The sequence below is a fragment of the Hyphomonas adhaerens MHS-3 genome (genome assembly GCF_000685235.1).
Classification (GTDB): Bacteria; Pseudomonadota; Alphaproteobacteria; order Caulobacterales; family Hyphomonadaceae; genus Hyphomonas; species Hyphomonas adhaerens.
The window spans coordinates 746,790-766,572 of sequence record NZ_ARYH01000001.1; the positions used below are offsets into that span (position 1 = coordinate 746,790).

General features: G+C 63.0%; 21 protein-coding genes. 7 read left to right on the forward strand and 14 right to left on the reverse strand.

Features of this window, described 5'->3' with window-relative positions; all coding sequences use genetic code 11:
• Window positions 1–31: 31 nt before the first annotated feature.
• From HAD_RS03675 to miaB, 8 genes are all read right to left on the reverse strand, one after another.
• Complete coding sequence (locus HAD_RS03675) at window positions 32–241, reverse strand: cold-shock protein (RefSeq protein ID WP_035569491.1); 210 nt, start codon at window positions 239–241, stop codon at window positions 32–34.
• A 186-nt stretch (window positions 242–427) separates the two neighbouring features.
• Window positions 428–1,141 (reverse strand): tRNA (guanosine(46)-N7)-methyltransferase TrmB, encoded by a 714-nt coding sequence (trmB, locus tag HAD_RS03680; protein ID WP_051596214.1) that lies wholly within the window; start codon window positions 1,139–1,141, stop codon window positions 428–430.
• A gap of 32 nt (window positions 1,142–1,173) precedes the next feature.
• Window positions 1,174–1,608 (reverse strand): helix-turn-helix domain-containing protein, encoded by a 435-nt coding sequence (locus HAD_RS03685; protein WP_035569492.1) that lies wholly within the window; start codon window positions 1,606–1,608, stop codon window positions 1,174–1,176.
• Window positions 1,609–1,650: 42 nt separating this feature from the next.
• Complete coding sequence (lnt, locus tag HAD_RS03690; RefSeq protein WP_035569493.1) at window positions 1,651–3,294, reverse strand: apolipoprotein N-acyltransferase; 1,644 nt, start codon at window positions 3,292–3,294, stop codon at window positions 1,651–1,653.
• Between the two features lie 6 nt (window positions 3,295–3,300).
• Window positions 3,301–4,044 carry a transporter associated domain-containing protein gene (locus HAD_RS03695; RefSeq protein ID WP_241765290.1) on the reverse strand — a complete coding sequence of 248 codons (744 nt, stop codon included), beginning with the start codon at window positions 4,042–4,044 and terminating at the stop codon, window positions 3,301–3,303.
• A gap of 144 nt (window positions 4,045–4,188) precedes the next feature.
• Window positions 4,189–4,638 (reverse strand): rRNA maturation RNase YbeY, encoded by a 450-nt coding sequence (gene ybeY, locus HAD_RS03700; RefSeq protein ID WP_035569497.1) that lies wholly within the window; start codon window positions 4,636–4,638, stop codon window positions 4,189–4,191.
• An 8-nt stretch (window positions 4,639–4,646) separates the two neighbouring features.
• Complete coding sequence (locus tag HAD_RS03705) at window positions 4,647–5,636, reverse strand: PhoH family protein (protein ID WP_241765291.1); 990 nt, start codon at window positions 5,634–5,636, stop codon at window positions 4,647–4,649.
• The gene (miaB, locus tag HAD_RS03710; RefSeq protein ID WP_035569499.1) at window positions 5,633–7,042 is read right to left on the reverse strand and encodes a tRNA (N6-isopentenyl adenosine(37)-C2)-methylthiotransferase MiaB; all 1,410 of its coding nucleotides are present in this window, start codon (window positions 7,040–7,042) and stop codon (window positions 5,633–5,635) included. Before miaB ends, HAD_RS03705 begins: the two co-directional genes overlap by 4 nt.
• 146 nt (window positions 7,043–7,188) lie before the next feature.
• Here miaB and HAD_RS03715 point away from each other — a divergent pair, with 146 nt between their 5' ends.
• A complete protein-coding gene (locus tag HAD_RS03715; protein WP_051595900.1) occupies window positions 7,189–8,667 on the forward strand; it encodes an alanine/glycine:cation symporter family protein in 1,479 nt (492 codons plus the stop codon).
• Between the two features lie 142 nt (window positions 8,668–8,809).
• Here the strand turns inward: HAD_RS03715 and HAD_RS03720 are convergent, their stop codons facing one another.
• The 3 genes from HAD_RS03720 to HAD_RS03730 are packed head-to-tail and all read right to left on the reverse strand — an operon-like array spanning window position 8,810 to window position 10,658.
• Window positions 8,810–9,283 carry a VOC family protein gene (locus HAD_RS03720; protein WP_035569501.1) on the reverse strand — a complete coding sequence of 158 codons (474 nt, stop codon included), beginning with the start codon at window positions 9,281–9,283 and terminating at the stop codon, window positions 8,810–8,812.
• Entirely contained in the window at window positions 9,283–9,738 is a 456-nt protein-coding gene (locus tag HAD_RS03725; protein WP_035569503.1) for a hypothetical protein, read from the reverse strand. Before HAD_RS03725 ends, HAD_RS03720 begins: the two co-directional genes overlap by 1 nt.
• 35 nt (window positions 9,739–9,773) lie before the next feature.
• Window positions 9,774–10,658 carry a methylated-DNA--[protein]-cysteine S-methyltransferase gene (locus tag HAD_RS03730; protein ID WP_035569505.1) on the reverse strand — a complete coding sequence of 295 codons (885 nt, stop codon included), beginning with the start codon at window positions 10,656–10,658 and terminating at the stop codon, window positions 9,774–9,776.
• A gap of 150 nt (window positions 10,659–10,808) precedes the next feature.
• On the opposite strand from HAD_RS03730, the gene HAD_RS03735 reads away from it, so the two are divergent.
• From HAD_RS03735 to HAD_RS03745, 3 genes are all read left to right on the forward strand, one after another.
• Complete coding sequence (locus HAD_RS03735) at window positions 10,809–11,756, forward strand: glutathione S-transferase N-terminal domain-containing protein (RefSeq protein ID WP_035569507.1); 948 nt, start codon at window positions 10,809–10,811, stop codon at window positions 11,754–11,756.
• A gap of 55 nt (window positions 11,757–11,811) precedes the next feature.
• Window positions 11,812–12,621, forward strand: a complete 810-nt coding sequence (locus HAD_RS03740; RefSeq protein WP_035569509.1) for an SDR family NAD(P)-dependent oxidoreductase — start codon at window positions 11,812–11,814, stop codon at window positions 12,619–12,621.
• A gap of 91 nt (window positions 12,622–12,712) precedes the next feature.
• Window positions 12,713–14,413, forward strand: a complete 1,701-nt coding sequence (locus HAD_RS03745) for an acyl-CoA dehydrogenase family protein (protein ID WP_035569511.1) — start codon at window positions 12,713–12,715, stop codon at window positions 14,411–14,413.
• Between the two features lie 56 nt (window positions 14,414–14,469).
• Here the strand turns inward: HAD_RS03745 and HAD_RS03750 are convergent, their stop codons facing one another.
• From HAD_RS03750 to hisI, 3 genes are read right to left on the reverse strand one after another with little or no spacing between them, the layout of a single operon-like run.
• Window positions 14,470–15,309, reverse strand: coding sequence for a glycoside hydrolase family 16 protein (locus HAD_RS03750; protein ID WP_035569513.1), 840 nt, complete (start codon window positions 15,307–15,309; stop codon window positions 14,470–14,472).
• Window positions 15,310–15,315: 6 nt separating this feature from the next.
• Window positions 15,316–16,212, reverse strand: coding sequence for an N-acyl homoserine lactonase family protein (locus HAD_RS03755; RefSeq protein WP_035571566.1), 897 nt, complete (start codon window positions 16,210–16,212; stop codon window positions 15,316–15,318).
• 41 nt (window positions 16,213–16,253) lie between these two features.
• On the reverse strand, window positions 16,254–16,655 hold the full coding sequence (hisI, locus tag HAD_RS03760) for a phosphoribosyl-AMP cyclohydrolase (RefSeq protein ID WP_035569517.1): 402 nt from the start codon (window positions 16,653–16,655) through the stop codon (window positions 16,254–16,256).
• Between the two features lie 98 nt (window positions 16,656–16,753).
• Here hisI and HAD_RS03765 point away from each other — a divergent pair, with 98 nt between their 5' ends.
• Genes HAD_RS03765 through HAD_RS03775 form a run of 3 tightly spaced genes read left to right on the forward strand, consistent with a single transcriptional unit; the run spans window position 16,754 to window position 19,782 of the window.
• Window positions 16,754–17,569: an enoyl-CoA hydratase gene (locus tag HAD_RS03765; RefSeq protein ID WP_035571568.1), complete on the forward strand. Its 816-nt coding sequence runs from the start codon at window positions 16,754–16,756 to the stop codon at window positions 17,567–17,569.
• 7 nt (window positions 17,570–17,576) lie between these two features.
• Entirely contained in the window at window positions 17,577–18,488 is a 912-nt protein-coding gene (locus HAD_RS03770; RefSeq protein ID WP_035569518.1) for a hydroxymethylglutaryl-CoA lyase, read from the forward strand.
• A gap of 55 nt (window positions 18,489–18,543) precedes the next feature.
• Complete coding sequence (locus tag HAD_RS03775; RefSeq protein ID WP_156942148.1) at window positions 18,544–19,782, forward strand: hypothetical protein; 1,239 nt, start codon at window positions 18,544–18,546, stop codon at window positions 19,780–19,782.
• The last annotated feature ends 1 nt before the right edge of the window (window position 19,783 follow it).

Consider the following 19,783-nt stretch of genomic DNA (forward strand, 5'->3'; position numbering starts at 1 on the left):
GCCGTTCCAGTTCCTGAATTTACAGGAAACCTTAGAGGATCTTCAGGTCCACCGCCGAGGTCTTGCCGCGGCGCTCGTCCTTGTAGAGCTCGTAGGAAACTGCCTGGTCTTCCGCCAGCGTGCGGAGGCCCGAGCGTTCAACTGCGGAGATGTGAACAAACACGTCCGTGCCGCCTTCATCAGGTTTGATGAAGCCAAAGCCCTTCTGGTCGTTGAACCATTTCACTTTGCCAGTTGCCATTACTTGTCGTCCTTTGTGTCGTAGAAAGCAGCCGATCCCGGAATTCGGGGAGGTCTGCCTATCGAAACGGGTAGGAAGAAAGTCATGGCCGTCGGTCTGACGGGGTCTTGATATTTCAGACCGACCGAATTCGATGCGACATTTTGTACACGGGTTCGGGATTTCCGTCAAGAATATCCGCAGGCGTCAGACGATTTCGAAATCGTACCAGACCGGGTCACAATCCCCGAGCCGCTTTGTTTCATAACGGGTCGTCACATGGTCGGCCGGCGGGCGGCGCCAGTCATCTGCGGCCCCGGCCAGCCAATTGTATCCGCCATGCTGCAGGAAGCGCCAGAGCGCCTCGTCGGCATAGCTCGTGACATCGGTGGCGAAACGGACCTGCGCCCCGGTCCGGCAGGCCCGGTGCAAGCTGTCCAGAAAGTCCGGCTGGATCAGGCGGCGCTTCTGCTGGCGCTTCTTGGGCCACGGGTCCGGGAACATGATGAAGACACGCGCCAGGCTGCCCGGCGACAGCCCGTCGACCAGCGGCCGGGCATCATCCATCCGCAAACGGACATTGGTCAGCCCGTCTGCATCCACCTGTGTCAGCGCCTTGGCCATGCCTTCAATGAAGGGCTCACAGCCGATGAGACCGACATCCGGATTGCGCCGGGCCTGTTCGGCCAGATGCTCTCCGCCGCCGAAGCCGATCTCCAGCCAGGTTTCCCTGAGGCCGGGGAACAGTGTCTGCGGATCGGCCAGGCCTTCCGGAACCTGCAGCCGCGGCAGCAGATCGTCGACCAGCGCCTGCTGGCGCGCGGACAACGCCCGCCCGCCGATGCGGCCGAATGTACGGATGGGGCGGCCGGCCTGATCGCTGCCTGGTGTGCCGCCCTTTTGATCTGACGTCTCGTTCATGGCGCGCCTGATGCCCGAGCGCCGCGGCGCAATCAATCCTCGCTCTGCTTCGACTCGAACGCAGAGGCCGCGGCCCGCACCGTGTTCAGCAGGGACTTGCGCAGGGAATCGTCCTCGATCTTCTGGAACGCCGCGATCAGGTCCAGCGTCTCGGCATCGAGGACAGGGGCCCGCGGCCCCTCATTGGCGCCGCCGCCCTCGGCGAAGCGGTACGGACGGCTGTCTTCCAGCTGGCTTTCGGCGCCGTCATAGAAATAATTGACCTGCACGCCCATCACCGAGGCGATCTCGAACAGGCGTCCGGCGGAAACGCGGTTCACGCCTTTCTCGTATTTCTGAACCTGCTGGAAGGTCAGGCTCAGCAATTCGGCGAGTTGTTCCTGAGACAGTTTGAGCTCCCGGCGGCGCCAGCGGATACGCTGGCCGACCACGCGGTCTATTCCACTCGGAAGCTTGCTATCAGACATGTGTCCCCTACCCGCAGCGCAATTCTGGTCCGGCGCGCACTCCTAGCGGCGCCAAGTTGCAAATGCCAGTCCCACAAAGCCTGCAAGGGTGAGCCAGAACAGCACGACCCCCGCGCGGCTCTGGAACAGGGTCACCTTTGCCGGGGCCGGCAGCTTGCCGCGCCCGAAGGTCGTGCTCCACCCCGACGGCGCATCCTGCACGGGAGAGGCCCGCAGGACTTCGCGGCCATATCCGTCGATAATCGCGGAGGCCCCGCGGCTGGCGACCCGGGCCATGGGCAGGCCGCTCTCAATCGCACGATACCGGTTCTGGGCATAGTGCTGGGCCGGGCCCATGCCGCCGCCGAACCAGGCGTCATTCGAGACCAGCACGATCCAGTCCGCCCGGGCGGCAAGGTTCGCTGCGCGCGTAATCTCCGGGTACAGGCCCTCATAACAGATCAGGGCCACGAAGGGCGGCACATTGTCGGCAAAGATCACGGCCGGGCCGGTGCCGGGCTGGAAGCCGTTGCGCGCCAGTTGCTGCATCGCGCCTGGCAGGTAATCCGATATGGACTGCCCGAACGGGATGATTTGCGCCGCCGCCAGTTCCCCGAACGGGACGAGGCGGAATTTGTCATACAGCGCCACGGCGCCAGACCGGCTGACATTCTCGTCCAGCACGACCATGGAATTGAAATACACCCGCTCGTTCTGGCCTTCCAGCTGATAGCGGGTCGTCCCGGCGATCAGGGTGCGCGGGCCGAGATAGGCGCCGATCGCATCCAGCGCATTGATATCGTTCAGCAGGCTGGTCGGAACCGCGCCTTCCGGCCAGACGATGATGTCGCCCGGCTCGCTCTCGCCATTGGTCAACATGCGCAGGTATTCGACCATCACGGCATCCGGGCCGACTTCCCATTTCTCGTCCTGCGGTACGCCGGAATCCATCAGCACGACATATTGCTCGGTCAGCGGAGACGGCGCGGCGATGCGCTGCGCGCCCCAGGCCCAGCCGAAAGCGAGCAGAATGACCGCACCGAATGAGGGGGCGATCCGCAGCACCAGGCCGCGCGCATCGCGCGTGTCGACCATCGCCGCAGGCGCCGCCATTACGAAAACCGTCAGCAGGGTCAGCCAGTAGACCCCGCCCAGCGAGGCCGCCTGCGACAGCGCCCCGCCCGGCACCCAGGTCGTGCCCGGCAGGTTCCAGGGGAAGCCGCCGAACAGGTGGCCACGTACAAATTCTGCCAGCGCAAAGAAGAATGCAAAGACGAAGACCCGCGACGGCGAGGCAGACCAGAAGGCCCCTGCCATGGCCCCGAACGCCCCCCAGATCAGCGCCATGCCTGCCGGCAGCAGGATCAGCGGCATCCAGAGAAAGACGGCGAAACGTTCCGGCTCGACCAGGAAGGGTTCAGCCGTCCAGTGCATGGAAATCAGCGTAAACCCGACGCCAAACGCCCAGGTCCGCATGAACACCGCCCTGCCCCATCGGCGATGACCGCGGGCGCCGTCGATCATCCAGATCAGGCCGGTGAAGGAGAGGGCCAGCACAGCGCTGAAATGGAACGGGGCGAACGCAACGGCCGAAAACGCGCCCAGCAGGACAGCGGCCCCGGCAGCGGCCCACCCGGTCAGCCGGGCAAACGCTTCGTGAAGGGGTCCAAGCGCAGTGAACCCGTGGCTGCGGACAGCGGTATTCATTTTTGCCTACTCCTGCGGCTTGGGCGCGGGCACAGGTTCAGGCGTCCGGAGACGCAGGCGCCGGATGCGGCGGGCATCGGCATCGAGGACTTCGATCTCGACCCCGGACGGGTGGCGCAGGATTTCCCCGCGCACAGGCACACGCCCGGCGAGCGCGTAGGCGATCCCGCCCAGCGTGTCGAATTCCGAATCCTCATCAGTGAGTTCGAGGTCAATCCCCGTCTCCTCGGCGAAATCCTGTATTTCGGTGCGCGCATCGACTTCCCACACCCGTGCGCTGCGCCGGACGAACATGGGCTCTTCATCGTCGTGTTCGTCTTCGATGTCACCGACGATTTCCTCTACCAGGTCTTCCAGACTCACCAGTCCGTCCGTTCCACCATACTCATCCACAACCAATGCCAGATGAATGCGGGTGGACTGCATCTTCACCAGCAAATCGGACAGTTTCATGGAGGGCGGAACATAAAGCACTTCCCGGTGCAGCCGCTCAAGCGGCCGCTTGGTCGGTTCGCCGCCCTTGGCCAGTTCGCTGACCACATCCTTGATGTGCACAAAGCCGATCGGATCATCCAGCGTTTCGCGGAAAACCGGCAGGCGGGAATGGGTGCATTCGGCAAACACTTTCAGGAGATCGGGAAATTCGGTGTTCACCTCGACGGCCTTCACCTCGGCCCGGGCAACCATCACGTCTTCGACGCGCAATTCCTGGAATTCCTGAATGCGCAGGCGCATGGCCTGAGGGGTCACAGGGGCGGACGCCTCCGAATTGCCGTTTGGTTCAGCCGGCGCTGCAGGCGCACTTTCCTGCCGGCGGCCTATTCCGAAAAAGGTACGCCGCCGCTTTTGCGGCGTGGTATCAGAAGGGTCTGGATCGCTCATCGTCTCAGTAAATCAGTCTGTTCCATATGGGTTTGGAATGCCGAGCGATGCAAGCGCCTTTATCTCCAATCCTTCCATAAGGGCGGCTTCCGCCTCCCCTTCATGATCATGCCCCAGCAGGTGCAGGTATCCATGCACCAGCAGATGGGTCAGGTGATCGGCGAGGCCGATGCCCTGCGCGTCTGCATCACGCGCCGAGACCCCCAGCGCCACGGCGATATCGCCCAGCAGCGGCCGGTCCATCTCATGGGCCGGGAAAGACAACACGTCCGTCGGCTTGTCCTTGCCCCGGAAATCCCGGTTCAGCTGGTGCAGGACCGTATCATCGGCCAGCAGAAGCGACACGGTGCCGTCCGCCGGCTCCACAGCCGCTGCCGCCGCAAAGGCGCGGTCGCACAGGGCGGCGAGGTCCGGCAGGGCGTCCCAGCCGGTCTCTGCAATAATCAGGTCTGTCGTGATCATGGGGTGGCTCAGTTGCCCTCGCCCGCCGCGGCATAGGCGTCGATGATGCGGCTGACCAGGCCATGACGGACGACGTCCGCGGCGGTCAGCGTGTGGACATTGATCCCTTCGACATCCGACAGGATCTGCAGCGCATGGCGCAGGCCGGAGGTCTGGATTCCCGGCAGGTCCACCTGCCCCGGATCGCCGGTCACGATCATGCGGCTGTCACGGCCCAGCCGGGTCAGCACCATTTTCATCTGCGCAACGGTCGTATTCTGCGCCTCGTCCACGATCACGAACGCATTCTTCAGCGTCCGCCCGCGCATGAAGGCGATGGGCGCCACCTCGATTTCGCCGCGCGCCATGCGCCGTTCCATCTGTTCCTGCCCCATCAGTTCGCGCAGGCTGTCCCAGATGGGCAGCATGTAGGGGTCGACCTTCTCTTCCAGCGTGCCGGGCAGGAAGCCGAGCTTTTCGCCCGCTTCAACGGCCGGACGCGTCACGATCAGGCGCTGGCGCATGCCGGACATCAGCTCCGCCACACCTGCGGCGACGGCCAGGAATGTCTTGCCCGTGCCCGCCGGGCCGATGCCGAAGACGAGCCCGTTTTCCGGATTGCCCAACAGATTGATGTAGCGCGCCTGTCCCTTGGTCTGCGGCGTGATCGGCTTTTTCAGGCCCTTCAAGCCGCCGCCGAAACTCTGCGCCGGGGTTGAGGCCGCCTCGATGGCCGCGTCGAGATCCATGTCGGTGATGTCCACGCCAGCGCGCATGCGGCGCTCCAGTTCGGCCAGCGCCGCCTCTGCAATGGAGACACCTTCCGCCGTGCCGGCCAGCAGGATACCGCCGCCCTGGCTTTCCGCGCGCAGGCCGAAATCCTTCAGCTTGTCTTCCAGCCGGTGCAGGTAACGGTGGTGCGGCCCGCACAGGTCGCGCAGGCGTTCGGCATTGCTGACTTCGTAGAAACGGCTCACCGGCACGCCCGGGGAGAGATTGGGACGGCGCTTTCCGTTCACAGGGCCGCCTCGCGCATCTCAGCCACCTCGCCAACCAGCTCACCTGAAAGCGAGTTGAGGCTGGCGTCGATCACGCGAACGTCCACGATACGCCCCTTCAGGTCCGGTATGGTCATGGCATGATCCTGCGGCAGTTCGAAATGAACCGCCTGAAGCCATGGCGAGCGGCCATGCGCCTGGCCCGGATTCCGGCCCTTGCCGGTAATCAGGACCGGCACGGTCTGGCCGATCTTGGAGCGATTGAAAGCGGTCTGCTGTTCCCGCAGGAGCTGTTGCAGCTGCTGCAGGCGCGCGTCTTTCACCTCTTCCGGAACCTGGCCGAACATGTCCGCCGCCGGTGTGCCGGGACGGGCGGAATATTTGAAGGAATAGGCGATCGCATAGTCCACATCCCGGACCAGCTGCATCGTCGCCTCGAAATCGGCGTCGCTCTCACCCGGAAAACCGACAATGAAATCAGAGGCAATCGCGATATCCGGCCGGGCTTCGCGGACCTTGCGGATGATCTCGCGGTATTCGTCCGCCGTGTGGCCACGGTTCATGGCCTTCAGGATATTGTCGGAGCCCGACTGCACCGGCAGGTGCAGGAAAGGCATCATTTCCGGCACATCGCCATGGGCGGCGATGAGGTCATCATCCATGTCGCGCGGATGGCTGGTCGTGTAGCGGATCCGCTCGATCCCGCCGACTTTCGCGATATGCCGGACAAGCTGGCCGAGCGTCCAGTCCGCTTCATTGGTCAGGGCCGGTGCGGCGCCGTGGAAGGCGTTCACATTCTGGCCGAGCAGCGTGATTTCGCGCACGCCCTGCGCGGCAAGGCTGCGGGCCTCCATCGCAATATCATCGACAGGACGCGAGAGTTCTGCGCCGCGCGTGTAGGGCACCACGCAGAACGTACAGAACTTGTCGCACCCTTCCTGCACAGACAGGAAGGCCGTCGGACCATCGGCTTCGCGGGTCTTCGGCAGCGCATCGAATTTCTCGAGCGTCTCGAACTCGGTTTCGAGCCGGTCACCCACGGCGCGGCTGGCCCGCGCGATCATCTCAGGCAGCTTGTGATAGGATTGCGGCCCCAGCACCAGGTCCACCGCCGGCTGGCGGCGCATGATCTCGGCGCCCTCGGCCTGCGCAACACATCCCGCCACGGCGATGGTGAGATTGCCGCCGCGCGCCTGCTTGGTCAGTTTCAGCTGGCCGAGCTCCGAATAGACTTTTTCCGTCGCCTTTTCACGGATGTGGCACGTGTTGAGAACGACCAGGTCAGCCTCATCCGCACTGTCTACCGGCGCATAACCGAGCGGCCGCAGCACATCTCGCATGCGCTCGGAGTCATATACATTCATCTGGCAGCCATAGGTCTTGATGAAGACGCCTTTGGCCTGTTTGGGTTCGCGCGGGTCGGTCATTCGCGGGCTTATGCCTGAAAACAGGCCGTCCTTCCACAGCCGATTGCGTCGCCATTGCAGCGTTACATGCCTGCAATGCTCGCTTCACACATAGGCAAACGGGGTTAGTGTCGGCCTCAAGCAGACAAGAGGAGCCGGGGAGGCTTATGGAAAGTATTATTCGGGCGCTAAACGAGTTTGTCTGGGGGCCGCCCATGCTGGTGCTCCTGCTGGGCACAGGGCTTTACCTGACAGTCGGCCTGCGGCTGCTGTCGGTCCTGAAAATTCCGTTCGCCTTGCGCCAGCTGTTCAAGAAGCCGGACCAGCACGAGGAAGGGGATGTCACGCCTTTCGCCGCCCTGATGACCGCGCTGTCCTCCACCATCGGCACAGGCAACATTGCCGGCGTCGCGGCCGCAATCGCGATCGGCGGACCGGGCGCCGTCTTCTGGATGTGGATCACGGCCATTGTCGGCACGGCCACGAAATATTCCGAAGGCGTGCTGGCCGTCCGCTTCCGTGAAATCGACCATCAGGGACGCCATGTCGGCGGGCCGATGTATTACATCAAGAACGGCATGGGCAAGAAATGGATCTGGCTTGGCGGCACGTTCGCAACGCTGGGCATCCTGGCCAGCTGGGGCACAGGCGCCTCGATCCAGTCCAACTCGATCGCCGATGCCCTCAATGCGACCTACAATATCCCGCCGCTTGTCTCTGCCATCGTCCTGGCCGGCGCAGCCGCCGGCGTGATCCTGGGCGGAATCAAGCGCATCGCCCACGTTGCCAGCCGCCTCGTGCCGGTCATGGCGATCTCTTATCTTGCCGGCGGCCTGCTCGTGATCTCGCTTCATCTTGATGCGGTGCCGTCGGCCCTGAGCATGATCTTCAGCGGCGCGTTCGGATTCGACAGCGCCGGCACCGGCATCTCCATCGGCCTGCTGATGCTGGCAATGCAGAAGGGCGTCGCCCGGGGGATCTTCTCCAATGAAGCCGGCCAGGGCTCTGCGCCGATCGCGCACGCCGCCGCCAAGATCCAGGACCCGGTTGACCAGGGCCTCGTTGCGATGCTGGGCACGATCATCGACACGCTGATCGTCTGTACGATCACCGCCCTTGTCATCCTGACCTCCGGCGTGCTCGGTCCGGAATGTATTCCAACGGCCGCCAACGCGGCTGACATTCTGGCGAGTGGGCAACCTGCCGGATGCGACACGGGTGCCCCGCTGACAGTTGCGGCGTTTGACGCCGGCCTGACGGGCATCGGCGAACATATCGTTGCCATCGGCCTGACCGTGTTCGGCTTCACGACCATTCTCGGCTGGAGCTATTATGGCGAGCGCTGCGCGGAATACCTGTTCGGCGAAAAGTCCATCCTGCCGTTCCGCATCAGCTGGATCGTGGTCACCTTCTTCGGGGCCGCCGCCCTGATGTTCGAAGGTTCTGTGGCCAATATCGTGAACCTGTTCTGGCTCGTGTCTGACACGCTGACCGGCATGATGGCCGCGCCGAACCTGGTCGGTCTGGTCTTCCTCAGCCCGGTCGTGTTCGCGATGACCAAGGCGCACTTCGACGCTGTCCGGACCGGCCAGCCGAAGCCGCGCTATCCGATCATCGACCAGCGCAAAGAGGCGCCGGAAGAGTAGGGCGCCTCCCCCCAAAACGAACGCCCCGCCGGCATCTGCCAGGCGGGGCGTTTTCATTTCAGGACCCTCAAAAGGACCCTCAGGAACACCGTCTATGGACCCTATATGGACCGTCTATACGGCGGCGTTTACGGGACGGCGCCTACCAGCTGCCGATATTCTCCGCGCTCGCCCAGGGTTCTTTCGGCGCCAGCGGCTTGCCCTGCTGGAGCAGTTCGACCGAGATGCCGTCCGGCGACCGGACAAAGGCCATGCGCCCGTCGCGCGGCGGCCGGTTGATCGTGACCCCCAGGCCCTGCAGCTTTTCAACCGCCGCATAGATGTCCGAGACCGAATAGGCGAGGTGGCCGAAATTGCGGCCGCCGCCATAGTCTTCCGGGTCCCAGTTGTGGGTCAGTTCGATCATCGGGATCTGCATGTCGGTCGGGCTCTTGCCCTCCGGGATGCCGCCGCAGCGTTCGATATCGGCAGGCGAGGCAAGGAAGACGAGCGTGAACCGCCCGGCCTCGCTGTCATACCGGCCGACTTCCGTCAGGCCGAGGCCGTCACAATAGAATTTGAGCGAAGCGTCGATATCGGTGACGCGCACCATGGAATGCAGGAATTCGATGCTCATCAGGCACCTCCGTTCAGATCGCGAATGACTTGTTTGAGATTGGGCGGCATCAGCGCGTAATAGCGGCGCATGGCAATCGCCAAAAGGGCGATCGTGGCAAACATGAAGCTCAGGAACACCATGAATGTGTGGATCAGCGTGCCGGTCTCGAACACCGGCGACTTGCCGCTCATCTGCCAGAACATGGTCCAGACCGCATTGAAGCCCGCCACGAACGGGCCGAGCAGCAGGAACAGGATGGACGCGCAGGCGAAGAAATAGGTTTCCCCGCGCGGGCCTTCGCTGCGCAGGTAGAGATCGGTGAATTCCGCGTCGGTGACGTCGTCTGGAATTTCCTTGTCACGCTTCTTCGCGGCGAGGACGTCCGGCGCGAAGGCCCTGACCTCTTTCCAGCGCCAGCCAAGGCTGATGCCCCAGACCAGCAATCCGGCAATGGCGAAGTAGTAGATCAGCATGAGCAGGCCGTCCGGGCTTGCGCCCTGGCCAGCGATCAGGCGGCGTGGGCGCGTTCATATGTGAGCATGGCGCGTTTGCGGTCCACACCCCAATGATAATTATGAAGACGCCCATCCGCCGCAAGGGCGCGATGACAGGGAATGAACCAGCTGACCGGGTTTGCCCCGACCGCCGCCCCGACCGCCCGCGCCGCTTTCGGATGTCCGCTGGCAACCGCCAGTTCGCCATAGGTACAGGTGTCGCCCGCCGGAATATCCAGCAGCGCGCGCCAGACCTGCCGGCGGAATGGCGTGCCATACAGGGCAACCGGCAGGGGTTCGCCCTTTTCGAAGACCTGCGCCGCCATCTGGCGGGCCGCCGCATCGTCCCGGCGGATGTCAGCCCCCGGATACCGTCCGGCGAGATCGGCAAACACCGCGTCCTCGGCATATCCCGGATGCACGAACCCCGCCTTGGCCGGCGCATCGTCGTCAATGAAGCCGAGCGCAACGAGGCCGCGCGGCGACATCAGCCAGGCGCCTTCCCCGAACGGCGTCGGTGCCCGGCCGAGCACGAGATCGGCGCCGCGTCCGCCCGCCTTGGCCTCACCGGGGGTCAGGCCTTCATGGGCGATGAACAGGTCGTGCAGGCGGCCGGGGCCGGACAGGCCCGTCTCGAACGTGGCGTCCAGCACGCTGGCCCCCTGGCGCAGCAGCTCGCCCGCCTCGGCATGCGCGATGGCCGACTGGAACTGGCGCGGGGACACGCCGGCCCAACGGGTAAATTCGCGCTGGAAATGGCTGGGGCTGAGTTTCATGGCGGCCGCAAGCGAAGCGAGATCCGGCCAGTCCCGCCATGTATCGCCAAGATATGAGAGGGCCTTTGCCATCCGGTCATAGGCCGCGGCGCGCTCGTCCAGAGGGGTGTTTCGATCCGTCATGGCCGCCAATCTGCCTGACTGGCCGGGGCCCTGCCACCCGAATCTTGCGCCTCTGCAGAAAGCCAGTTGGTCAGAATTGGCCTCTTCCCTGCCTGCGAAAAGCCCGGCATGACTACACAATCCAAAACAAGAGACCGGAGCGAAACGGACATGGCGGACGCACGCAGCATTATTCTGCACGAATACCCTACCTCGCCATATGCGGAAAAAATCCGGCTCGCCCTGCGCCTGAAGAACCTCGCCTGGTCGCGCGTCGAGATCCCGGTCATCATGCCCCGGCCGGACCTGATGCCACTGACCGGCGGCTATCGCCGGACCCCGGTCATGCAGATCGGCGCAGACATTTACTGCGACACGGCCATCATCCTGCGCGAACTGGAAGCCCGCTTCCCGATGCCCGCCCTGAAACTGCCGGGCCATGAGGGCCTCGCCCAGATGGTTGCCGGATGGACCGACGGGCGCTGGTTCCAGTCATCCGTCGCGGTCATTTTCGGCGAGATGGGCGACAAGGTCGGCGAGGATTTCATAAAGGACCGCGAAAAGCTTTCGGGCCGGCCGTTCGACGTGAATGCGATGAAAGCCGTCGCCCCCATGATGCGCGACCAGTGGCGTGCCCGGCTGATGCTGCTGGAGGAACGCCTGCAGGGCGGGCAGGGCGCCGGGGCGGGCCTGTACCTGGTTGGCGCAAAACCCGGCCTTGTGGACGTGCATGCCTATATGAATGTCTGGTTCATGCAGCAGAACGTGCCGGATTTCCTGGCCAAATGTTTCGAAACCGCCGACCTGACCAAGGCCTGGTTCGAACGGCTGCAGGAATTTGAAGGCCAGGACCCCGAGACCATCACCTCGGCAGAGGCCCTCGAAATCGGCAAGCACGCCGCCCCGCGCCTTGTCGTGGCGACGACGAAATACGAGCCGCAGGACATCGCGCCCGGCGACATGGTGGCCGTGGCCCCGGACGATTACGGACAGGTCTGGGTCGAAGGCGAAATCGTGCACGCAGACTCGCAGCGCGTGATCCTCCAGCGCATGTCGGAGGAAGCCGAAACGGTGCACGTTCACTTCCCGCGCGCAGGATTCCTCGTCCGCCGCATCTGACGGGCCTGTTACCTTTGGCGGAATACACTACATTTACAGGCAAAGGAGGGCATTTATGGAACGCCGACTTTGCCTGATTACAGGGGCTTCCGCCGGGATCGGCGCAGAATTCGCCCGCCAGTATGCGGCGCTTGGCTGGGACGTCGCGCTGACGGCCCGCCGCGCCGACCGGCTGGAGACACTCGCCGCCGAACTCGAGGAAAAGCACAAGGTGACGGCGATCGTCATCGCCGAGGACCTGGCGAAGAAGTCCGCGCCGGCCAAGATCCTCGCCGCGCTGGAAGAAAAGGGCCGCCATGTCGATGCGCTGGTGAACAATGCCGGTTACGGCCTGCCGGGCACGTTCTTTTCCACCAGCTGGAAGGAACAGGGCGATTTCATCCAGGTGCTCTACACCGCGCCGCTGGAGCTGTGCCATCGCGTCCTGCCGGGCATGGCCGAGCGCGGCTATGGCCGCATCATCAATGTGGCCTCGCTGGCGGGCTATGCCGCCGGAAGCGCCGGGCACACGCTGTATGCCAGCGTGAAAGCGGGCCTGATCAAATTCTCCGAAAGCCTGAACGCCGAATGCCAGACGCTCGGCCATGACGATATCCACTGCACCGCGCTCTGCCCCGGCTTCACCTGGAGCGAGTTCCACGATGCGAACGGCACGCGGGAACAGACCGACAAGATGCCGAAATGGATGTGGATGGCTGCAGAACCGGTCGTCCGGCAGGGCATCGAGGCCGTAAACAGGGGACAGCCGGTGATCGTGCCGGGACTCGTCAACAAGGGGATGGCCACCCTGTCCCGCATCGTGCCGGAGCCCCTGGGCCGGGCCATGGTCCGCGGCCAGAGCCGCCGGTTCCGGAAAATGGAATGACCTGTCCCTGCGTTGTTGCACCGCACAATTATGGACTGACAGGGTCAGAAGAGGCCCCTATAAAGGCAAAAAACTGAAAAGGGGCAAGGATATGAGCACCGGCGAAATGGTTCAGGAAAAGCAATCTGCGGTCATGGATGGCCTCACGGCCACGATGCGCGACGCCCTCGGCGCGCTCGACACCTATGCCGCCGCGGCCACATCCGGCGCCCGCGGCGAGCTGGTCGGCGAAGACGGCCGCCCGGACCGCAAGGCGTTCGAGCGCCACCAGCACCTCGCCCACGGCCTGTCCTGGCTCGTCACCTATGTCGAGACGCTGCGCCAGGTGACCGAATGGGCCGCCCGCCTCGAAGCCGAAGGCAAGTTCACCGACGTCGAAGCCCTGCTCTCCCAGATCCTGTTCAGCGAATACTGCGCCCAGATCGTCGGTGGCATTCCGATGAACCAGGGCGAGACCATCCGCCCGCACGAACTTGGCAGCCTGGAGGCGTCCGACACGCTGTTCGCAGACCCGGCGATCAAGAAGCTGATCACCGAAGGCAAGACGCCGGCCTCCATGGCCCAGGCCGCCGCCCTCCTGCCGGATGCCCTGTCGCGCAACACGGTCGAGGAGACCGGGCTCGACGAGACGATGAGCATGGTGCGCGAGCAGTTCGCCAAGTACGCCGCCGAACGCATCAAGCCGCATGCGCATGGCTGGCACCTGCGCAATGAGTACATCCCGATGGACGTGGTCAACGAGATGGCAGAGCTCGGCGTGTTCGGCCTGACCATTCCGGAAGACTTCGGCGGCCTCGGCATGGGCAAGACGGCGATGTGCGTCGTCTCCGAAGAACTGTCGCGCGGCTATATCGGCACCGGCTCGCTCGGCACCCGGTCTGAAATCGCGGCGGAACTGATCCTGATCGGCGGGACGCCGGAGCAGAAGGAAAAATGGCTGCCGATGATCGCCAGCGGCGAGATCCTTCCGACGGCTGTCTTCACCGAACCGAACACCGGCTCCGACCTTGGCTCCCTGCGCACCCGCGCCGTGAAGGATGCCGACGGCGCCAATTACACGATCACCGGCAACAAGACCTGGATCACCCACCCGGTGCGCGCAGACGTCATGACGCTGCTCGCCCGGACCGATCCGGCCACGAACAATTTCTCCGGCCTGTCCATGCTGCTGGCTGAAAAGCCGCGCGGCGACGATGCCAATCCGTTCCCGGCTGACGGCATGACCGGCGGCGAGATCGAAGTGCTGGGCTATCGCGGCATGAAGGAATACGAGATCGGTTTCGACGACTTCAAGGTGAAGTCCGAGAACCTGCTTGGCGGCGTCGAAGGCCAGGGCTTCAAACACCTGATGGCAACGTTCGAAAGCGCCCGCATCCAGACGGCCGCCCGCGCCATCGGCGTGGCGCAGAATGCGTTCGAGACCGGCCTGCAATACGCCCTCGACCGTAACCAGTTCGGCAAGCCGATCTTCGAATTCCCGCGCGTTGCCAACAAGCTGGTGATGATGGCGGCCGAACTCGTCGGCGTGCGCCAGCTGACCTATTACTCGGCGCGCAAGAAGGACGAAGGCAAACGGTGCGACCTGGAAGCCGGCATGGCCAAGCTGCTCGGTGCCCGCGTGGCCTGGGCCGCAGCCGACAATGCCGTGCAGATCCATGGCGGCAACGGGTTCGCGCTGGAATACACGATCAGCCGTATCCTGCAGGATGCCCGTATCCTCAACATCTTCGAAGGGGCGGGCGAAGTGCAGGCCATGGTGATCGCGCGCCGTCTGGTCGAAGGGGGCAACTAGCCCCCGCGCGTCACAGCCGGCAGCCTGTTCCGTCTGCGGTCTGTTCTGTCTGCGGCCTATTTCGTCTGAGGAACGTGTTCGTAGACGCGCACCCAGTCGACCACGAACTTGTCGGGGAATTTCCGCGGATCGGGCTTGTTCGCCCACCAGATGTTCGCGGCCCCGTCGGTCGTGTCGATTTCACCCGACAGCTTCACCCATAGCGGCGCCTGGCTGACACCGCCGGCGGATGTCCGCCAGGTCTCCTGCCCGTCGACATAAAAGATGTATTTGTCGGGAAACCATTCCAGCGTGTAGGTGTGCCAGCCGCGCCGGATGCCGGGGCGCATCGAGGCGAACACGCTCCACTGGTGCGCCTCCCCGTAACCGTCCCAGTGCAGCGCATGGTTCACCTTGTCGGTCCAGCCGAAGGTTTCCATGATGTCGACCTCGGTGCCGTCCCGGCCGGATCCGTCGACATTGTGCACCGTATTGGAAAACAGCCAGAAGGCTGACCACCAGCCCGGCGCCTTTGGCAGTTTCGCGCGGACTTCATAGCGTCCGAAGGCCTGCTCGAACTTTCCCTCCGTCGACACCATGGCGCTGGCATAGTCATAAGGGTCGGAATCCTCTTCGGGATTCCGGTTCTCGATGACCGTCGTCTGAATGATCAGATGGCCGAGCCCGTTGAGATAGGCATTACCCGCATCCCACCAGCCGTCCGGGCCGTTTTCGTTGGGACGGCGATTGTACGCCTTGGAGATCCATTTGTCCGGGTCCGGACGTCCCTTGCCGCTGAAATCGTCCTGGAAGACGAGCTTCCATTCGGACGCCCCGTCATCCAGCGCAGAAAAGGTCGGCGTTTCACATGCGCCAACCAGAAAGACCAGGAACAGGGACGCGAAGAGGCGTTTCATGCCTCCCTACCGGATCACGCCGCCGAGCGGCTCGATATCATCCGGTTCATGTTGCAGGATCACTTTCGCACCGAGCTCGTCGGCCAGCGCTTCGAACTTGTCCATCGACACCAGCGTTTCCGGCTCGCTCCAGTTAAAGCGCGGAACCCGGCGCAGCGCGCGGCTTTCCTTGCGGTGATACAGATCGCCCGCAAGCAGGACCGGACCGCTTTCCGGCATGTCCAGCAGCAGCACCGAATGGCCCGGCGTGTGGCCCGGCATTTCGAGGATCTTCACCGTGCCGTCGCCGAAAACATCATAGTCGCCGCTGATCTTCTCCGCCTTCATCGGGCCGAAGGCCGCCCACATGGCCGCGAGCTGCGGGTCGGCATTCGCCTCGGTGCCTTCCGGCGGGAACATGTCGTTGTACTCGTCTTCCTGCACGATCCAGGTGGCGCCCTGCACCTGGCCGACCTGTCCGATATGATCGAAATGGTCGTGCGACAGGGAGACATAGTCGATGTCATCCGGGGTGAGGCCGAGATCGGCGAGCTGCTGGGTGATCGTCTTGTCCAGCGAGACATTGAAGATGCCGCCGACAGTCTGCTCTCCGGCGCCAGCCAGCATGCCCGGCAGGCCGAGATCCCAGAGCAACCGGCCGTCCGGATGGTTGATCAGGAAACAGGAGTCGGTGAGCGTATCGGTCTGGCCGGCATAATCCCCGGCGCTGGAGAAGGCATCGAGGTCCGTGACGTTGATCGTGCCGCAGTCCAGCACATTCACGGTCAGCGGCGCGGGCGCTTCGGCCTCGGCGACCGCCTCGACAACCGGTTCGGCTGGCGTATCGGCCGGTGCCGCCTTCGGCGCACAGGCCGGTGCAAGCGTAAACGCAGTTGTGGCAAGCAGCGCATGGATCAGGCGCATCGGAACCCCCTTCAGTTCTGTGAAACCCACTGAGGCGAAGCCTACCCCATGTCCTGATCGTGCGAAAGCGCAGACCCGTCAAAGGGGACAATGCGGTAAAAACAACTCGCCCGGCCGGTGTGACAGGCCCCGCCAGCCTGTTTTACCTTCAACAGGACCGCGTCCTGGTCGCAGTCGATCCGCACCTCGACGACCTCCTGCGTGTGGCCGGAAGTTTCGCCTTTCACCCACAATTCCCCGCGCGACCGGGACCAGTAAGTGGCCCGGCGGGTCGCCAGCGTCGCGGCCAGCGCGTCGGCGTTCATCCAGGCCATCATCAGCACATCGCCGCTGCCCGCGTCCTGCGCGATCGCGGCGATCAGGCCGTCAGCATTGAATTTCGGGCGCAGGTCGGGCGTCTCATCCTGCGCGCTGCCGGAAAGGGGGGGCGGAAATTGAGTCATGCCCGCTCCATACGTCACCCCTCCCCTTCGCGCCAGCCACAGTCTAGGCTGTGATGATACGAGTCCAAAACGGACCAACCCATGATGGAGGCATGACCATGGCGGATTATGAGCAGATCCTGAGCGACCAGAAAGACGGAGTCCTGACGCTGACCCTCAACCGGCCCGACCGGCTGAACGCGTGGACCGACGTCATGCACAATGAGCTGAAGCACGCCATCGTCACCGCCAGCAGTGATGACGCCGTCCGGGTGATCGTGGTGACCGGCGCCGGGCGCGGCTTCTGCGCCGGGGCGGACATGGACGTGCTGCAGGGCATCCAGGGCGGCGCGCGCGACCGGCTGACGGAAATCGAGGAGGCCCCGTCCGACCTGCGGGATCTCTATCCCGGCCGGTTCGGCTACATGTATGCCTGCCCGAAGCCGATCATCGCGGCGATCAATGGCGCGTGCGCGGGCATCGGCCTGATCTTCGCCCTGTTCGCGGACCTGCGCTACGCCGCGGCCGAGGCGAAATTCACGACCGCCTTTTCCCAGCGCGGCCTGATTGCCGAACACGGCATCGCCTGGCTGCTGCCGCGGCTGGTCGGCGAGGCAAACGCACTGGACCTGTTGTTCACCGCCCGCAAATTCACCGGCCGGGAAGCGGCAGAGCTTGGCCTCGTCAACGACGCCCTGCCGGTCGGCGAGCTGATGGGCAATGTGCAGCAGACCGCGCACCACCTGGCCACCATGGTGTCGCCCCGCTCCGTCGCGGTGATGAAACAGCAGGTGCGCAAGACCTATTTCCAGAGCTTCGGCGACTCGCTTTCAGAAGCAGATGCTGCAATGGAGGAAAGCTTCGCCACATTCGACTTCAAAGAAGGGGTGGCGAGCTTTGTGGAGCGCCGCGCCCCGGCATTCAAAGGACGATAGGAGAGCCATGACCCGCCGCATCGACATTGTGGAAGTCGGCCCGCGCGACGGGCTGCAAAACGATCCCGCCAACCTGACCGTTGAGCAGAAGCTGGAATTCATTTCCCGCCTCGAAGAGGCCGGCGTGACGCGGATGGAATCCGGCAGCTTCGTCAACCCAAAGGCCGTGCCGAAAATGGCGGACAGCCCGGCGGTCTTCGCCGGGCTCGACCGGTCGAAGCCGACGCGCCACATTGCCCTCGCCCTGAACGAGAAGGGCGTGCGGCGCGCCATCGATGCGCAGGCCGACGAGATCAATTTCGTGCTGGTGGCCAGCGAAACCTTCGGCCGCAAGAACCAGGGCATGAGCCCGCAGGACAGCGCCGACATGCTGGCCCTGTGCGCGCCGCTGGTGCACGAGGCGGGCATTCCCCTGTCCGCCACGATCTCTGTGGCCTTTGGCGACCCGTATGACGGCGAGGTCGATCTCAATGTCGTTGGCAATCTTGCCGCCCAGTCCCAGCGCGCCGGTGTCGCGGAGCTTGCCCTCGGCGACACGATTGGCGTGGCAGACCCGTGGGCCGTGCGGCGTGCCATCGACCGGGTACGGATGGAGTCGCCGGACGTGTACCTGCGCATGCACTTCCACGACACGCGCGGACAGGGCCTCGCCAATGTCGCAGCGGCGGTGGATGCAGGCATTGATGTGATCGATGCCAGCTGCGGCGGCATCGGCGGCTGCCCCTTCGCCCCGGCGGCGACCGGCAATGTGGCGACCGAAGACGTCGTCTACATGCTGGAACGCGGCGGCTTCGAAACCGGGCTGGACCTCGGCAAACTGATCGAAACCTCGAAATGGCTGGAGACGGTGCTACAGCACCCGGTCAGCTCAGCGCTCAGCCGCGCGGGCGGGTTTCCTCCCGCCATGCCAACTGGGTAGACGAATGCCTCTAAACTGGGCTTTATCAAGGGAGAGAAAAAGCGGGAGTGTTTAGGTGGGACCAATTGCACTTTTCGACAAATCGTTTCTGCAACTTCTCACTCTTGACGAATCTTGCGTGTTCGATGCGCTTTTCTCTGCAAACATTCCGCCAATCTTTCTTGCAGAAGTTCTTGCTGATTTAGCGAAAGCCGGGAAATCTCCCGCTCAAACGAAGCGTTTTGTGGCGTCTTTAGCCGAAAAAACCCCTTGTCTTCATAGTTATCCCAATGCTTTTCATTTTGGACTAATGCGAGGTGAACTGATTGGACTGAAAGTGGAAATGAGCGGACGCCCTCATATACATGGCGGTCAATTCGCGCGTTCAAATAAAGGGATCCACATCGTTCACGACAAGCCACCGGAAATGGAGGCTTTGAGCCGATGGGAAGACGGACAATTCGACGAAGTTGAAGCGCAATTCGCAAAGCAATGGCGTGAACAAATCGAATCTATTGATCTCAAAGAGGTCGCCGCACGTGTTGCTGATGCAGACACATTTGCGGGAAAAATTCGTGACCTATCGGAGGCCAGAACGCGGGCGGAAGAGTATCTCAACAATCCCCACCATCAACTTTCGATTCTAAAACTACTCATCGAGATGCTCGGCTTCGGGAATGTGCGCCGTAGAATTATTTTGGATCGTTGGACGAAATCCGGACGTGCACCGATGAGTAAGTTTGCTCCGTATAGTTTATACGTGCTGACCGTTGACATTTTCTTTGAGCTCGCACTCGGCAAGTCGATGATTGGTGCTCATCGCCCAAGCAATAAGATTGATATGTCGTATCTGTACTATCTGCCGTTCTGCCAAATTTTTGTGTCACGCGACAAACTTCACAAGCGGGTGGCTCCGCTATTCTTACGTGGAAGTCAGGAATTTGTCTGGGGTGACGACCTAAAATCCAGCCTCTCTGAACTGGTAGATGTTTTCTCCAGCTACCCAGAATCCGTCAAAGAAACCGGGCTTATGAAGTTCGCGCGTACCCCACCACTTGAGCACTCAGGGGCCGTCGCACAGCTTTGGGACAATCATGCTGGAAGTTGGAGGTCGAAGCAAAAGCCACCTGCCCTAAGCCCCAAAAAAGAAAGAGAAATTCTCGACATGCTCAAATCACAAATGAACTTGCCTCGACTGAAAAGTTCGCAAGCTTCATCAGCAGACATGAGAGCAGAGCCTCAGTCGATGTCAATTTCCAGAATGGTTCCACGAAAAAGAGGGCAGTGGTACATGCTGCCAAAAGACATAAAGTAAT

What these genes read in the sequence shown, in the direction of transcription:
- HAD_RS03675 (WP_035569491.1), bottom strand. Translation starts at nt 241, where the DNA reads ATGGCAACTGGCAAAGTGAAATGGTTCAACGACCAGAAGGGCTTTGGC.
- trmB (WP_051596214.1), bottom strand. Translation starts at nt 1,141, where the DNA reads ATGAACGAGACGTCAGATCAAAAGGGCGGCACACCAGGCAGCGATCAG.
- HAD_RS03685 (WP_035569492.1), bottom strand. Translation starts at nt 1,608, where the DNA reads ATGTCTGATAGCAAGCTTCCGAGTGGAATAGACCGCGTGGTCGGCCAG.
- lnt (WP_035569493.1), bottom strand. Translation starts at nt 3,294, where the DNA reads ATGAATACCGCTGTCCGCAGCCACGGGTTCACTGCGCTTGGACCCCTT.
- ybeY (WP_035569497.1), bottom strand. Translation starts at nt 4,638, where the DNA reads ATGATCACGACAGACCTGATTATTGCAGAGACCGGCTGGGACGCCCTG.
- miaB (WP_035569499.1), bottom strand. Translation starts at nt 7,042, where the DNA reads ATGACCGACCCGCGCGAACCCAAACAGGCCAAAGGCGTCTTCATCAAG.
- HAD_RS03715 (WP_051595900.1), top strand. Translation starts at nt 7,189, where the DNA reads ATGGAAAGTATTATTCGGGCGCTAAACGAGTTTGTCTGGGGGCCGCCC.
- HAD_RS03720 (WP_035569501.1), bottom strand. Translation starts at nt 9,283, where the DNA reads ATGAGCATCGAATTCCTGCATTCCATGGTGCGCGTCACCGATATCGAC.
- HAD_RS03725 (WP_035569503.1), bottom strand. Translation starts at nt 9,738, where the DNA reads ATGCTGATCTACTACTTCGCCATTGCCGGATTGCTGGTCTGGGGCATC.
- HAD_RS03730 (WP_035569505.1), bottom strand. Translation starts at nt 10,658, where the DNA reads ATGACGGATCGAAACACCCCTCTGGACGAGCGCGCCGCGGCCTATGAC.
- HAD_RS03735 (WP_035569507.1), top strand. Translation starts at nt 10,809, where the DNA reads ATGGCGGACGCACGCAGCATTATTCTGCACGAATACCCTACCTCGCCA.
- HAD_RS03740 (WP_035569509.1), top strand. Translation starts at nt 11,812, where the DNA reads ATGGAACGCCGACTTTGCCTGATTACAGGGGCTTCCGCCGGGATCGGC.
- HAD_RS03745 (WP_035569511.1), top strand. Translation starts at nt 12,713, where the DNA reads ATGAGCACCGGCGAAATGGTTCAGGAAAAGCAATCTGCGGTCATGGAT.
- HAD_RS03750 (WP_035569513.1), bottom strand. Translation starts at nt 15,309, where the DNA reads ATGAAACGCCTCTTCGCGTCCCTGTTCCTGGTCTTTCTGGTTGGCGCA.
- HAD_RS03755 (WP_035571566.1), bottom strand. Translation starts at nt 16,212, where the DNA reads ATGCGCCTGATCCATGCGCTGCTTGCCACAACTGCGTTTACGCTTGCA.
- hisI (WP_035569517.1), bottom strand. Translation starts at nt 16,655, where the DNA reads ATGACTCAATTTCCGCCCCCCCTTTCCGGCAGCGCGCAGGATGAGACG.
- HAD_RS03765 (WP_035571568.1), top strand. Translation starts at nt 16,754, where the DNA reads ATGGCGGATTATGAGCAGATCCTGAGCGACCAGAAAGACGGAGTCCTG.
- HAD_RS03770 (WP_035569518.1), top strand. Translation starts at nt 17,577, where the DNA reads ATGACCCGCCGCATCGACATTGTGGAAGTCGGCCCGCGCGACGGGCTG.